11 protein-coding genes are annotated in these 14,320 nt (G+C 62.7%); all 11 read left to right on the top strand.

What is annotated here, in order from left to right; translation table 11 throughout:
• Positions 1-2 precede the first annotated feature (2 nt).
• Positions 3-2,813 (top strand): LPS-assembly protein LptD, encoded by a 2,811-nt coding sequence (locus ACN0X6_RS10980; protein WP_417703878.1) that lies wholly within the window; start codon positions 3-5, stop codon positions 2,811-2,813.
• A complete protein-coding gene (locus ACN0X6_RS10975; protein ID WP_417703876.1) occupies positions 2,794-4,086 on the top strand; it encodes a peptidylprolyl isomerase in 1,293 nt (430 codons plus the stop codon). Before ACN0X6_RS10980 ends, ACN0X6_RS10975 begins: the two co-directional genes overlap by 20 nt.
• Positions 4,087-4,182: 96 nt before the next feature.
• A complete protein-coding gene (gene pdxA, locus ACN0X6_RS10970; RefSeq protein WP_417703874.1) occupies positions 4,183-5,196 on the top strand; it encodes a 4-hydroxythreonine-4-phosphate dehydrogenase PdxA in 1,014 nt (337 codons plus the stop codon).
• A gap of 204 nt (positions 5,197-5,400) precedes the next feature.
• Positions 5,401-6,210: a 16S rRNA (adenine(1518)-N(6)/adenine(1519)-N(6))-dimethyltransferase RsmA gene (rsmA, locus tag ACN0X6_RS10965; protein ID WP_417703872.1), complete on the top strand. Its 810-nt coding sequence runs from the start codon at positions 5,401-5,403 to the stop codon at positions 6,208-6,210.
• Positions 6,211-6,239: 29 nt separating this feature from the next.
• Positions 6,240-6,620, top strand: coding sequence for a Co2+/Mg2+ efflux protein ApaG (gene apaG / locus ACN0X6_RS10960; RefSeq protein WP_417703871.1), 381 nt, complete (start codon positions 6,240-6,242; stop codon positions 6,618-6,620).
• A complete protein-coding gene (locus ACN0X6_RS10955; protein ID WP_417703870.1) occupies positions 6,620-7,438 on the top strand; it encodes a symmetrical bis(5'-nucleosyl)-tetraphosphatase in 819 nt (272 codons plus the stop codon). Before apaG ends, ACN0X6_RS10955 begins: the two co-directional genes overlap by 1 nt.
• Positions 7,439-7,480: 42 nt before the next feature.
• Positions 7,481-7,810: a thiosulfate sulfurtransferase GlpE gene (gene glpE / locus ACN0X6_RS10950; RefSeq protein ID WP_417703869.1), complete on the top strand. Its 330-nt coding sequence runs from the start codon at positions 7,481-7,483 to the stop codon at positions 7,808-7,810.
• Between the two features lie 284 nt (positions 7,811-8,094).
• Positions 8,095-10,017, top strand: coding sequence for a PrkA family serine protein kinase (locus ACN0X6_RS10945; protein ID WP_196474694.1), 1,923 nt, complete (start codon positions 8,095-8,097; stop codon positions 10,015-10,017).
• Positions 10,018-10,128: 111 nt separating this feature from the next.
• Positions 10,129-11,400 carry a YeaH/YhbH family protein gene (locus ACN0X6_RS10940; RefSeq protein ID WP_192982864.1) on the top strand — a complete coding sequence of 424 codons (1,272 nt, stop codon included), beginning with the start codon at positions 10,129-10,131 and terminating at the stop codon, positions 11,398-11,400.
• Positions 11,401-11,410: 10 nt separating this feature from the next.
• Positions 11,411-12,976 (top strand): SpoVR family protein, encoded by a 1,566-nt coding sequence (locus ACN0X6_RS10935; protein ID WP_417703868.1) that lies wholly within the window; start codon positions 11,411-11,413, stop codon positions 12,974-12,976.
• A gap of 110 nt (positions 12,977-13,086) precedes the next feature.
• Complete coding sequence (locus ACN0X6_RS10930) at positions 13,087-14,316, top strand: multifunctional CCA addition/repair protein (protein ID WP_417703866.1); 1,230 nt, start codon at positions 13,087-13,089, stop codon at positions 14,314-14,316.
• Positions 14,317-14,320 lie beyond the last annotated feature (4 nt).

The raw sequence follows: 14,320 nt of genomic DNA, 5'->3' as shown, positions 1-14,320 counted from the left end.
AGATGGCAGTAAAATACCCCGCGTTCCGCAAAAAATTCCCGCTGCTGGTCACCGGCAGCCTCCTGGCCCTACAGCCCGCGTTCAGCCTACAGTCCTTTGCCGCCGAGCAATACGATTGCCAGGCGTCGCCCACGGGCGGTTGGGCCTGCGCGCCGAAATCGGCGGCCAGCACCCTGCCTCCGCGCCCGGTGCACAGTCGTGATGCTGTCAGCGTAGGTGGCGCCACCAGCGAGGCCGTAGCCAAGCAGGATGCTGCCCCGGTGCTGGTCACCGAAAGCAAGGGCCGCGCCCTCGCCTCGCGCAGTCCTGATTACAGTCACCTGGACTGGGTCCCGCGCGACAAGTTGACTGCCGCGCAACTGGCCGAGGCCGGTCCTTACTGCGCTGGCGCCTACGTCGAGCCGCTGCGTCCGGGCATGGATGACACCACGCCACTGGACGAGGCGCCGATGTTCATTTCCGCCAAAGCCTCGCGCTTCGAGCAGGAAAAGCAGATCGCCACGCTCGCAGGCGACGTCGTCCTGCGTCAGTCCGGCATGCAGGTCGAGGCCGACGAAGCCAGCCTGCACCAGACGGAAAACCGTGGTGAACTGGTCGGCAACGTACGCCTGCGCGACAAGGGCACGCTGGTGGTTGGCGACCGCGCCGAACTGCAGCTGGATAACGGCGAAGCCCGTATCGACAACGCCGAATACGTGATGCACCAGGCCCACGTGCGCGGCAGCGCGCTCTACGCCAAGCGCGAAGAGACCGCGATCATCCGCCTCAAGGATGGTACCTACACCCGCTGCGAACCGGGCGACAATGCCTGGCACCTGAAGGGCAACAACGTCACCCTGAACCCGGCGACCGGCTTCGGTACCGCCACCAACGTGACGCTGCGGGTCAAGGACATTCCGGTGTTCTACACCCCGTACATCTACTTCCCGATCGACGACCGTCGCCAGTCCGGCTTCCTGCCACCCAGCATCGGCACGTCGAGCAGCAACGGCTTCTCGCTGCAAACGCCGTACTACTTCAACCTGGCGCCGAACTACGACGCCACGCTGTACCCGACCTACATGGCCCAACGCGGCCTGCTGATGGAAGGTGAGTTCCGTTACCTGACCGAGAGCAGCGAAGGCCAGGTCGGCGGCGCATGGCTGAACGACAGCGAAGACGAGCGCAAACTGCAGTCCGAGTACGAAGACCAGCGCTGGATGTACAGCTGGCAGCACAAGCAGGGGCTCAACTCGCGCCTGCTCGCCGAGGTCGACTACACCAATATCAGCGACCCCTACTACTTCCAGGATCTCGATACCGACCTGGGCATCGACAAGCAAACCTACGTCGACCAGCGCGGCACCCTGACCTATCGCGGTGGCAGCTATACCGCACGCCTGAACGTGCATGCATACGAACTGGCCAACATCACCGATGTGACGCCTTATGATCGTCTGCCGCAGATCACCCTGGACGGCAAGCTGCCGTTCAATCCGGGTGGCCTGGACTTCACCTACGGCACCGAATACGTCCGCTTCGATCGCAACCTGCGTTCGGGCTTCTTCGTCGACGAGGACGGCGTGACCGGCCGCCCGCAAGACCTCTGGTACGACGCCCGCCTGACCGGTCTCAACCGCGCAGACGGCGAACGCCTGCACCTGGAGCCAGGTGTTGCCCTGCCGCTGAACTGGAGCTGGGGCTTCGTCAAGCCTCAGGTCAAGTACCTGCAGACGCAGTACCAGGTCAACCTGGACGGTCAGGGCAAGGCAGATCTTGCCAGCGCAACGAACGACCCCCTCAACCCGAATAGTCAGTGGTTCGGCGTCGACTACAAGCGTTCGCCCAACCGTGGCGTCGGCCTGTTCAGCGTCGACAGCGGCTTGTATTTCGACCGCAACACCCAGCTGTTCGGCAAAGACGCCCGCCAGACCCTGGAGCCACGCGCGTTCTATCTCTATGTGCCGGAAGAAGACCAGGTCGATATCCCGGTCTTCGACACCGGCGAGCCGACCTTCAGCTATGCCTCGCTGTGGCGTGAGAACCGCTTCAGCGGCAAGGATCGCATCGGTGACGAGAACAAGCTGTCGCTGGGCGTGACCAGCCGCTGGATCGAGTCGAACGGCTTCGAGCGTCAGCGTTTCAGCATCGGCCAGGCCTTCTACTTCGAAGACCGCAAGGTTCAACTGCCAGGTATCGATTACCGTGCCCGCCAGGAATCCACCGCCGACGTTTCGCCTTATGCGCTGGAGTACCTGTATCGCTTCAACCGCGACTGGCGCTTCTCCTCGACCTTCAACTGGGATCCGGACCAGCACGCCACCCGCTCGGGCAGCGCAATGTTCCATTACCAGCCGGAAGCCAATCCGAACAAGATCGTCAACTTCGGCTATCGCTATCGTAACGACACCGTACGCTACGACCGTGACAGCGGTACCTGGACGAGCAACCCGGACTACGGAACTCCCGATAGCCCCAACTACATCAAGAACTACTACAAGATCGACCAGCATGACTTCTCCGTCATCTGGCCGCTGGCTCCACAGTGGAGCCTGATCTCGCGCTGGCAGTACGACTACGGCCGCAACCGTACCCTCGAAGCCTTCGGCGGTTTCGAATACGACAGCTGCTGCTGGAAACTGCGCCTGATCAACCGCTACTGGATCGATTACGACGAAGTCAGCCTCGACCCATCGCGCAACGACGAGCCGGACCGCGGCATCTTCCTGCAGATCGTCCTCAAGGGCCTCGGCGGCGTGGTTGGCAACAAGGTGGAATCTTTCCTCGACCAAGGCATTCAAGGTTACCGTGAACGTGAAGACCAAGCTTTCTGATCGCCTGCGCCCCCTGCTGTTGGGCGCAGCACTGCTGGCGGCAACGGCTCAGGCCCAGGTTCGCCCACTGGATCGCGTCGTGGCCATCGTCGACAACGACGTGGTCATGCAGAGCCAGCTCGACGCGCGCCTGCGTGAAGTGCAACAGACCATCGACAAGCGCGGTGGCGCCCTGCCTCCCGATAACGTACTCAGTCAGCAGGTGCTCGAACGCCTGATCATCGAGAACATCCAGCTGCAGATCGGCGATCGCTCCGGCATCCGCATCACCGACGAAGAACTGAACCAGGCCATGGGCACCATCGCCCAGCGTAACGGCATGAGCCTGGAGCAGTTCCGTGAGGCCCTGGCACGCGACGGTCTGTCCTATGCAGACGCCCGCGATCAGGTGCGTCGCGAGATGATCATCAGCCGTGTGCGCCAGCGCCGCGTGGCCGAACGCATCCAGGTCACCGACCAGGAAGTGCAGAACTTTCTCGCCTCTGACCTGGGCAAGATGCAGCTGTCGGAAGAGTTCCGTCTGGCCAATATCCTGATTCCGGTTTCCGAGGGCGCGTCCTCCAGCGAAATCCAGGCCGCCGACCGTCAGGCGCAGGAGCTGTATCAGCAACTGCAGCAAGGTGCGGACTTCGCCCAGCTGGCCGTCTCTCGCTCTGCCAGCGAGAACGCCCTGGAAGGTGGTGAAATGGGCTGGCGCAAGGCCGGCCAGTTGCCGCCTCCGTTCGACAGCATGATCAGCCAGCTGAACCCGGGTGAAGTCACCGAACCGGTGCGAACCCCGGGCGGTTTCATCATCCTCAAGCTGATCGAGAAACGCGGCGGCGACACCCAGGTGCGTGACGAAGTGCATGTGCGCCACATCCTGATCAAGCCCAGCGAGATTCGCAGCGAGACGGAAACCCTTCGCCTGGTCGAGCGCCTGCATGACCGCATCGTCGCCGGCGAGGACTTCGCCGAACTGGCGAAGAGCTTCTCCGAAGATCCGGGCTCCGCGCTCAATGGCGGCGACCTGAACTGGATCGACCCCAACGCGCTGGTTCCCGAATTCCGCGAAGTGATGAACGACACCCCCAGCGGCGAGTTGTCCAAACCCTTCAGAAGCCCGTACGGCTGGCACGTACTGCAGGTCATGGGCCGCCGCGCCACCGACAGCAGCGTGCAGTTCCGCGAACAGCAGGCCGCAAACCTGCTGCGCAACCGCAAGTACGACGAGGAACTGCAGGCCTGGCTGCGCCAGATCCGCGACGAAGCCTACGTCGAGACCAAGCTGTAATAGCGGTATCGCCCCAAAAGCCCGGCCAAGTGCCGGGCTTTTTCGTGATCGGCCCTGCAGCGTAAACTGACGCACCAGCCCGTACAGAGAGCGACCATGACTGCGCAGCACTGTTTTGCCCTCACCCCAGGCGAGCCTGCCGGCATCGGCCCCGATCTGTGCCTGCTGCTGGCGCAGCAGGCACAGCCTGCGCCACTGGTCGCCATCGCCAGTCGCGAGCTGCTGGCAGACCGCGCAAAGCAGCTGGGGCTGGATATCCAATTGCTGAGCGCTGGCCCACAGCAATGGCCAGACGGCCCTGCAGCAGCAGGCGCCCTGTTTGTCTGGGATACGCCGCTGGCGGCCCCTGTCAGCCCCGGCGAACTGACGCCTGCCAACGCCGCCTACGTGTTAGAGACCCTCACCCGCGCAGGCCAGGGCTGCCTGGACGGGACATTTGCCGGGATGATCACCGCCCCCGTGCACAAGGGCGTGATCAACGAAGCGGGCATCGCCTTCTCCGGCCACACCGAGTTTCTCGCCGAACTCACCCATACCCAGCAGGTGGTGATGATGCTGGCGACCCGTGGCTTGCGCGTCGCACTGGTCACCACGCACCTGCCGCTGAAAGACGTCGCGGCCGCCATCACCGCCGAGCGCCTGGAACGCGTCACGCGCATCCTGCATGCCGATCTGCGAAGCAAGTTCGGCATCGCCGAGCCGCGCATCCTGGTGTGCGGGCTCAATCCGCACGCGGGCGAAGGCGGTCATCTGGGCCGCGAGGAAATCGAGATCATCGAGCCGACGCTGGAGCGTCTGCGCAGCGAAGGCATGCACCTGATCGGCCCGCTGCCGGCCGACACCCTGTTCACCCCCAAGTATCTCGAACATGCCGATGCCGTACTGGCCATGTACCACGACCAGGGCCTGCCCGTGCTCAAGTTCAAGGGCTTCGGTGCAGCGCTCAATGTCACGCTGGGCCTGCCGATCATCCGCACCTCGGTGGATCATGGCACCGCCCTGGATCTGGCCGGCACCGGCAATATCGACACCGGCAGCCTGCAGGTGGCACTGGAAACCGCCTACCAGATGGCAGCAGCCACCCGCAGCAAGCCGCAAGCAGCGGGTTGATCGCGACCGGCCATATGGCCCGATGCAATCCAGGGCCATCGCCGCCAGGCGTTCCCGGATTGCATCCGGGCTACGGCTCGTCAGCGTCATAAAATCCGCGCGCGCCTACAGCCGCAGCGTCTTTCGCTGTTAAACTGCGCGACTTTGCCTTATCGCTCTCGGCGCCTGCGTGATGCTTGCAGCTTGAGACTTGGAGCTGTCGCCATGTCCGAATACCAACACCGCGCGCGCAAGCGCTTCGGCCAGAATTTCCTGCATGATGCCGGGGTGATCGACCGTATCCTGCGCGCCATTCGCGCCAAGGACGACGAGCGCCTGCTGGAAATCGGCCCAGGCCAGGGTGCCATTACCGAGGGCTTGCTCGGCAGCGGCGCGCAGCTCGACGTGATCGAACTCGACCTCGACCTGATCCCTATCCTGCAAGGCAAATTCGGTGACAATCCGCGCTTTCGCCTGAATCAGGGCGACGCACTGAAATTCGACTTCGCCCGCCTCGAAGCGGCGCCACGCAGCCTGCGCGTAGTCGGCAACCTGCCCTACAACATCTCCACGCCGCTGATTTTCCATCTGCTGGACAACGCGCCACTGATTCGCGACATGCATTTCATGCTGCAGAAGGAAGTGGTCGAGCGCATGGCCGCCGGCCCAGGCGGTGGAGATTGGGGTCGCCTGTCGATCATGGTGCAGTACCACTGCCGCGTGGAGCATCTGTTCAACGTTGGTCCCGGCGCCTTCAACCCGCCGCCCAAGGTCGACTCGGCCATCGTCCGCCTGGTGCCGCATGAAACCCTGCCGCACCCGGCCAAGGACCATCGCCTGCTCGAACGCGTGGTGCGTAAAGCCTTCAACCAGCGCCGCAAGACCCTGCGCAACACGCTCAAGCAGTTGCTGCCCGCCGAGGCCATCGAAGCGGCAGGCGTAGACGGCAGCCTGCGCCCCGAGCAGCTGGATCTGGCCGCCTTCGTCCGCCTGGCCGACCAGTTGGCACTGCAGCCTTCGGCCGAGCAGGACTAAACTGCAATCACGCTCAACGGATCATGCGCATGTCCGACTCTCGTTATCAGATCGACGTCAGCGTCACCACCCGCTACCTGGCCGCGCAGTCGCAGCCGGAGCAGAAGCGCTATGCGTTCTCCTACACCGTGACCATCATCAACAACGGCGAGTTGCCGGCCCAGTTGCTGTCGCGTCACTGGATCATCACCGACGGCGATGGCCGTGTGCAGGAAGTGCGTGGCGCCGGAGTGATCGGCCAGCAGCCGCATATCGAACCCGGCGCCAGCCACACCTACAGCAGCGGGACGGTCATGGCCACGCAGGTCGGCACCATGCAGGGCAGCTACCAGATGCTCGCCGAGGACGGTAAACGCTTCGATGCGACCATCGCTCCGTTTCGCCTGGCCGTACCGGGGTCACTTCACTGATGGCGGTGTATGCCGTCGGCGACCTGCAGGGTTGCCTGAAACCGCTCCAGTGCCTGCTCGAGCAAGTGGCGTTCGATCCGGCGCAAGACCAGCTGTGGCTGGTCGGCGATCTGGTCAATCGCGGTCCGCAGTCGCTGGAAACCCTGCGTTTTCTCTACGCCATTCGCCATGCGGTCACCTGCGTACTGGGCAACCATGACCTGCATCTGCTGGCCGCAGCGCACAACATCGAGCGCCTGAAGAAGGGCGATACCCTGCGCGAGATTCTCGATGCGCCGGACCGCAACGACCTGCTCGACTGGCTGCGCATGCAGAAGCTGGTGCACCACGACGCCGAACGCAAGGTCACCCTGGTACATGCCGGCATCCCGCCACAATGGACGCTGAGCAAGGCGCTGCGCCGCGCAGCCGAGGTCGAAGAGGCGTTGCGTGACGATGCCCGTCTGCCGCTGTTTCTCGACGGCATGTACGGCAACGAACCGGCCAAATGGAACAAGGACCTGCACGGCGTGACCCGCCTGCGGGTGATCACCAACTATTTCACCCGCATGCGCTTCTGCAAGGCCGATGGCACACTGGATCTGAAGAGCAAGGAAGGTGTTGGCAGCGCCCCACCCGGCTTCGCCCCCTGGTTCAGCCACCCGCAGCGCAAGATGCGCGGCGAGAAGATCATCTTCGGTCACTGGGCAGCGCTGGAAGGCAACTGCACGGAGCCCGGCCTCTACGCGCTGGATACCGGCTGCGTCTGGGGCGGTGCGATGACCCTGCTCGATGTCGACAGCGGAGCACTTCACCGCTGCACCTGTCCCAAGGAATAAGCGCCAGAGGCGCCCCCCACGAATCACTCGAAGGCACCGCACATGAGCGAATTCAAGCGTATTTCCCCACAACAGGCGCAGGAGCTGCGCACCCAGGGCGCTGTCGTGGTCGACATTCGTGACCCGCAGAGCTTCGCCAATGGCCATATCAGCGGCTCGCGTCACCTGGACAACCACTCCCTGCATGATTTCATCACCCACGCCGACCTCGACGCGCCGTTGATCGTGTCCTGCTACCACGGCAACTCCAGCCAGGGTGCAGCGGCCTACCTGGTCGGCCAGAGCTTCTCCGAGGTGTACAGCCTCGACGGCGGTTTCGAGCTGTGGCACGCCACCTACCCAAGCGAAACGGCGCAAAGCAGCGAAGAATAAATTTCCTCAGGCGGCAAGCCGCGTCCGCTCTGGCCTGCCGCCATTTCCCGACGTACGGTAACATCCAGTTATTGTTACCCAGCCCTTGACCCTCGGCAGAACGAACTATTCTGTTACTCAGGCCATCCCACTCAAGGTAGAGCCGGCCAACCGGCATCGGGCCATCGGTAACGACTTTTAGGTTTTGGGGGATTCTTCCCGACTTGTCTCTGAGCCGGAGTTGCCCAGCACCTGCACGCACGACCGATCCCGAGCCAGCTTTCAGCATCGAGCGAGGTGAAGTCATGAGCATTTTCAGTCACTTCCAACAACGTTTCGAGGCGACCCGCCAGGAGGAGTACTCGCTGCAGGAGTACCTCGAACTGTGCAAACAGGATCGCAGCGCCTACGCCACTGCGGCCGAGCGCCTGCTGATGGCCATTGGCGAGCCGGAACTGCTGGACACCTCCAGCGATTCACGCCTGTCACGCATCTTCTCCAACAAGGTCATCCGCCGTTACCCGGCCTTCGCCGACTTCCACGGCATGGAAGAGTGCATCGACCAGATCGTCTCCTACTTCCGCCATGCGGCTCAGGGCCTGGAAGAGAAGAAGCAGATTCTCTATCTGCTGGGCCCGGTGGGCGGCGGTAAATCCTCGCTGGCCGAGAAACTCAAGCAACTGATGGAGAAGGTGCCCTTCTACGCCATCAAGGGCTCACCGGTATTCGAGTCGCCCCTGGGGCTGTTCAATGCCACCGAGGACGGTGCCATCCTCGAGGAGGACTACGGCATTCCACGGCGCTACCTCAACTCGATCATGTCGCCCTGGGCCACCAAGCGCCTGCAGGAGTTCGGCGGCGACATCAGCCAGTTCCGCGTGGTCAAACTGTACCCGTCGATCCTCAACCAGATCGCCGTGGCCAAGACCGAACCCGGCGACGAGAACAACCAGGACATTTCCGCTCTGGTCGGCAAGGTGGATATCCGCAAGCTGGAAGAATTCCCGCAGAACGACGCCGACGCCTACAGCTACTCGGGCGCACTGTGCCGGGCCAACCAGGGCCTGATGGAGTTCGTCGAGATGTTCAAGGCGCCGATCAAGGTGCTGCACCCGCTGCTGACCGCCACCCAGGAAGGCAACTACAACAGCACCGAAGGCCTCGGTGCGATTCCCTACAGCGGCATCCTGCTGGCCCACTCCAACGAGTCCGAGTGGCACAGCTTCCGTAACAACAAGAACAACGAGGCCTTCATCGACCGTATCTATATCGTCAAGGTGCCCTACTGCCTGCGCGTGACCGACGAGATCAAGATCTACGACAAGCTGCTGATCAACAGCTCGCTGGCCAAGGCCCATTGCGCGCCGGACACCCTGAAGATGCTCGCGCAGTTCTCCACCCTGTCGCGCCTGAAGGAACCGGAGAACTCCAACATCTATTCGAAGATGCGCGTCTACGACGGCGAGAATCTCAAGGACACCGACCCGAAAGCCAAGTCGATCCAGGAGTACCGCGACAGCGCGGGTGTCGATGAGGGCATGAACGGCCTGTCGACCCGCTTCGCCTTCAAGATCCTGTCCAAGGTGTTCAACTTCGACCCGCACGAGATCGCCGCCAACCCGGTGCACCTGCTGTACGTGCTGGAGCAGCAGATCGAGCAGGAGCAGTTCCCCGCCGAGGTGCGCGAGCGCTACCTGCGCTACATCAAGGAGTACCTGGCGCCGCGCTACATCGAGTTCATCGGCAAGGAAATCCAGACCGCCTACCTGGAGTCCTACAGCGAATACGGTCAGAACATCTTCGACCGCTACGTGCTGTACGCCGACTTCTGGATTCAGGATCAGGAGTACCGCGACCCGGAGACCGGCGAGATCCTCAACCGCGTGGCGCTCAACGAGGAGCTGGAGAAGATCGAAAAGCCTGCCGGCATCAGCAACCCGAAGGATTTCCGCAACGAGATCGTCAACTTCGTGCTGCGCGCCCGCGCCAACAACAATGGCAAGAACCCCACCTGGCTCAGCTACGAGAAGCTGCGCGTGGTGATCGAGAAGAAGATGTTCTCCAACACCGAGGACCTGCTCCCGGTCATCAGCTTCAATGCCAAGGGCAGCAAGGAGGATCAGCAGAAGCACAACGACTTCGTCAAACGCATGGTCGAGCGCGGCTACACCGAGAAGCAGGTGCGCCTGCTGTCGGAGTGGTACCTGCGGGTTCGCAAATCGCAATAACAGCAGCCGCAAGCTACAGGTTTCAAGCGGCAAGAACGAGCGGGGGCGCTGGCCGCCCTTTGCTTACTTGCAGCTTGCGGCTTGCGGCTTGAAGCCGCCCCGGAGGGGCTTATGAGCTATGTGATCGACCGGCGCCTGAATGGCAAGAACAAGAGCACGGTGAACCGCCAGCGCTTTTTGCGGCGTTACCGTGAACACATCAAGAAGGCGGTGGAGGAAGCCGTCAGCCGGCGCTCCATCACCGACATGGAGCATGGCGAGCAGATCAGCATTCCCGGTCGTGATATCGACGAGCCGGTGCTGCATCATGGTCGCGGCGGCAAGCAGACCATCGTCCACCCCGGCAACAAGGAATTCACCACCGGCGAACGCATCCCACGGCCACAGGGCGGCGGTGGTGGGCGCGGCAGTGGCAAGGCGAGCAACTCCGGCGAAGGCATGGACGAGTTCGTCTTCCAGATCACCCAGGAGGAATTTCTCGACTTCATGTTCGAGGACCTGGAGCTGCCCAACCTGGTCAAACGCCACCTGACCGGCGCGGAAACCTTCAAGACCGTGCGCGCCGGCATCAGCAACGAGGGCAACCCCTCACGCATCAACATCGTGCGCACCCTGCGTTCGGCCCACGCGCGGCGTATCGCCCTGTCCGGCTCCAGCCGCGCCAAATTGCGCGAAGCCAAGGCCGAACTGGAGCGACTGCGACGTGAAGAGCCGGACAACTTCGGCGATATACAGGCCATTCAGGAAGAAATCGAACGCCTCAGCGTGCGCATCCATCGCGTGCCGTTTCTCGACACCTTCGACCTCAAGTACAACCTGCTGACCAAGCAGCCCAACCCCAGCTCCAAGGCGGTGATGTTCTGCCTGATGGACGTGTCCGGCTCCATGACCCAGGCCACCAAGGACGTGGCCAAGCGCTTCTTCATCCTTCTGTACCTGTTCCTCAAGCGCAATTACGACAAGATCGACGTGGTGTTCATCCGCCACCACACCAGTGCAAAAGAGGTCGACGAGGAAGAGTTCTTCTACTCCCGCGAGACCGGCGGCACCATCGTTTCCAGCGCGCTGAAGCTGATGCAGGAAGTCATGGCCGAGCGCTACCCGATCAACGAGTGGAACATCTATGCCGCCCAGGCGTCGGACGGCGACAACTGGAATGACGACTCACCGGTATGCAGGGATATATTGATCAACCAGATCATGCCGTTCGTGCAGTACTTCACCTACGTCGAGATCACCCCACGTGAGCACCAGGCGCTGTGGTTCGAGTACGAACAGGTGGCCGAAGCCTTCGCCGACAGCTTCGCCCAGCAGCAACTGGTGTCCGCCGCAGACATCTACCCGGTGTTCCGCGAACTGTTCCAGCGTCGCCTGGTGAGTTGAGGTCAATGCCATGAGCGCCACCGCCAAGAAACGCCAACCGCTGTCCACCGGTTCGGAGTGGACCTTCGACCTGATCCGCCAATACGACAAGGAGATCGCGCGCATCGCCGAGCGCTATGCGCTGGACACCTACCCCAACCAGATCGAAGTGATCACCGCCGAACAGATGATGGATGCCTACGCCTCGGTCGGCATGCCGCTGGGCTATCACCACTGGTCATACGGCAAGCACTTCCTCGCCACCGAGAAAGGCTACAAGCGCGGGCAGATGGGCCTGGCCTACGAGATCGTGATCAACTCCGACCCCTGCATCGCCTACCTGATGGAAGAAAACACCATCTGCATGCAGGCGCTGGTGATCGCCCACGCCTGCTACGGCCACAACAGTTTCTTCAAGGGCAACTACCTGTTCCGTACCTGGACGGACGCCAGCTCGATCATCGATTACCTGGTGTTCGCCAAGCAGTACATCATGCAGTGCGAGGAGCGCTACGGCATCGACGCCGTGGAGGAGTTGCTCGACTCCTGCCATGCCCTGATGAACTACGGCGTCGACCGTTACAAACGCCCCTACCCCATCTCCGCCGAAGAAGAGCGGCGGCGCCAGAAGGAACGCGAGGAACACCTGCAGAAGCAGATCAACGACCTGTGGCGCACCATTCCCAGGAACGCGGACAAGAGCGGCGAGAAGGACAACAAGCGCTTCCCCGCCGAACCGCAGGAAAACATCCTCTATTTTCTGGAAAAACACGCGCCGTTGCTGGAGCCCTGGCAGCGCGAAGTGATCCGCATCGTGCGCAAGATCGCCCAGTACTTCTACCCGCAGCGCCAGACCCAGGTGATGAACGAAGGTTGGGCTACCTTCTGGCACTACACCCTGATGAACGACCTGTACGACGAAGGCCTGGTCACCGACGGCTTCATGATGGAGTTCCTGCAGTCGCACACCAGCGTGGTCTACCAGCCGCCGTTCGACAGTCCCTACTACAGTGGTATCAACCCCTACGCCCTGGGTTTTGCCATGTACCGCGACATTCGCCGTATCTGCGAAAACCCCACCGAAGAAGACAAACGCTGGTTCCCGGATATCGCCGGCAGCGACTGGCTGACCACGCTCAAGTTCGCCATGAACAGCTTCAAGGACGAGAGCTTCATCCTGCAGTTCCTCTCGCCCAAGGTGATTCGCGACTTCAAGCTGTTCGGCATCCTCGACGACGACCAGAAGGACGAACTGCTGGTGCCGGCCATTCATGACGAACCAGGTTATCGCACCATCCGCGAACTGCTCGCCGCGCAGTACAACCTGGGCAACCGCGAGCCCAACGTGCAGATCTGGAACATCGACCGCCGTGGCGACCGCTCGCTGACCTTGCGCCATCAGCAGCACGACCGCAAACCACTGGGCGACTCCACCGGCGAGGTGCTCAAGCACCTGCACCGGCTGTGGGGCTTCGACATTCACCTGGAGGTCTGTCAGGGCGACCAGTTGATCACCACGCAGCATGTACCACCGCGCGGCAGCTCGGAGAACGACAGCGAATACCCGAGGCTGGACCTGATCATTCCGCCGATCTGATCGGCATCTGCAGCGCGCGCCCGGCTGCCGACCATGGCCACGCCTTAAGCGTGGCAGGACACGCCCTGCCCCGATCTTCGGTATCCTCTGCGCTCAGTGGAGGAACACACATGCAGATCTACACAGTCGGCGGCGCGGTACGCGATCGCCTGCTCGGCCGGCCCGTCAGTGAAGTGGACTGGGTGGTGGTCGGCGCCAGCGCCGAGCAAATGCTAGAACTCGGCTATCGCCCGGTGGGCGCCGACTTTCCGGTGTTCCTGCACCCGCAAACGGGCGAGGAGTACGCACTGGCCCGTACCGAGCGCAAGAGCGGGCGCGGCTATGGCGGCTTCACCTTCCACGCCAGCCCCGAGGTCACGCTGGAACAAGACCTGATCCGCCGCGACCTGACCGTCAATGCCATGGCCGAGGACGACCAGGGCAACCTGATCGATCCTTATGGCGGCCAGCAAGATCTTGAAGCCCGCGTCCTGCGCCACGTATCGCCGGCCTTCGCCGAAGATCCGCTGCGCGTCCTGCGCGTGGCCCGCTTCGCCGCTCGCTATGCACCGCTCGGTTTCAGCGTCGCGCCAGAAACCCTTGAGCTGATGCGTCAATTGGCCGAATCCGGCGAGCTGGCCCACCTCACAGCCGAGCGCAGCTGGAAGGAAATATCCCGCGCCCTGATGGAGCCGCGCCCGGACGTGTTCATCCAGGTGCTGCGCGACTGCGGCGCGCTGGCCGCCCTGCTGCCCGAAGTCGACGCTCTGTTCGGTGTGCCGCAACCGCAAGCGCACCATCCGGAAATCGATACCGGCGTGCATGTGCTGAGCGTGCTGCGCCAGTGTGCGGAGCACGACCAGCCGCTGAACGTGCGCTGGGGCTGCCTGCTGCATGACGTCGGCAAAGGCCTGACACCGGAGGCCGAATGGCCACGGCATATCGCCCACGAGCCCAAAGGCCTGCCACTGATCCAGGCGATCAACGAGCGCTGCAAGGCACCGCGCGACTGCGCCGAGCTGGCAATGCTGGTCGGCGAGTTCCATACCCATGGCCATCGCGCGCTGGAGTTGCGCCCCTCGACACTGCTGGAACTGCTGCAACGCTTCGACGTGTTTCGCCGCCCGCAGCGCTTCGCCGAGTTCGTCGCAGCCTGCGAGATGGATGCGCGCGGTCGCCTGGGCCTGGAGCAACGCGACTACCCGCAGGCCGCTTACCTGCTGGGCGCCGCCGAGGCCGCACGGCAAGTGCCGGTCAAACCGCTATTGGAGAAGGGATTCAAGGGTGCGGAGCTGGGCGAAGCGCTCAACCGCGAACGCTTGCAAGCGCTCAAGGCCTACAAAGAGCAGCACGCCTCGTAGGAGC

Origin of the sequence: Pseudomonas sp. (genome assembly GCF_048269965.1) — a bacterium.
Lineage (GTDB): Bacteria > Pseudomonadota > Gammaproteobacteria > Pseudomonadales > Pseudomonadaceae > Aquipseudomonas.
Note: the sequence above shows the minus strand (reverse complement) of the source record. Positions and strands in the feature narration are given on the sequence as shown.

What these genes read in the sequence shown, in the direction of transcription:
- ACN0X6_RS10930 (WP_417703866.1), top strand. Translation starts at nt 13,087, where the DNA reads ATGCAGATCTACACAGTCGGCGGCGCGGTACGCGATCGCCTGCTCGGC.
- ACN0X6_RS10935 (WP_417703868.1), top strand. Translation starts at nt 11,411, where the DNA reads ATGAGCGCCACCGCCAAGAAACGCCAACCGCTGTCCACCGGTTCGGAG.
- ACN0X6_RS10980 (WP_417703878.1), top strand. Translation starts at nt 3, where the DNA reads ATGGCAGTAAAATACCCCGCGTTCCGCAAAAAATTCCCGCTGCTGGTC.
- ACN0X6_RS10955 (WP_417703870.1), top strand. Translation starts at nt 6,620, where the DNA reads ATGGCGGTGTATGCCGTCGGCGACCTGCAGGGTTGCCTGAAACCGCTC.
- pdxA (WP_417703874.1), top strand. Translation starts at nt 4,183, where the DNA reads ATGACTGCGCAGCACTGTTTTGCCCTCACCCCAGGCGAGCCTGCCGGC.
- rsmA (WP_417703872.1), top strand. Translation starts at nt 5,401, where the DNA reads ATGTCCGAATACCAACACCGCGCGCGCAAGCGCTTCGGCCAGAATTTC.
- apaG (WP_417703871.1), top strand. Translation starts at nt 6,240, where the DNA reads ATGTCCGACTCTCGTTATCAGATCGACGTCAGCGTCACCACCCGCTAC.
- glpE (WP_417703869.1), top strand. Translation starts at nt 7,481, where the DNA reads ATGAGCGAATTCAAGCGTATTTCCCCACAACAGGCGCAGGAGCTGCGC.
- ACN0X6_RS10940 (WP_192982864.1), top strand. Translation starts at nt 10,129, where the DNA reads ATGAGCTATGTGATCGACCGGCGCCTGAATGGCAAGAACAAGAGCACG.
- ACN0X6_RS10945 (WP_196474694.1), top strand. Translation starts at nt 8,095, where the DNA reads ATGAGCATTTTCAGTCACTTCCAACAACGTTTCGAGGCGACCCGCCAG.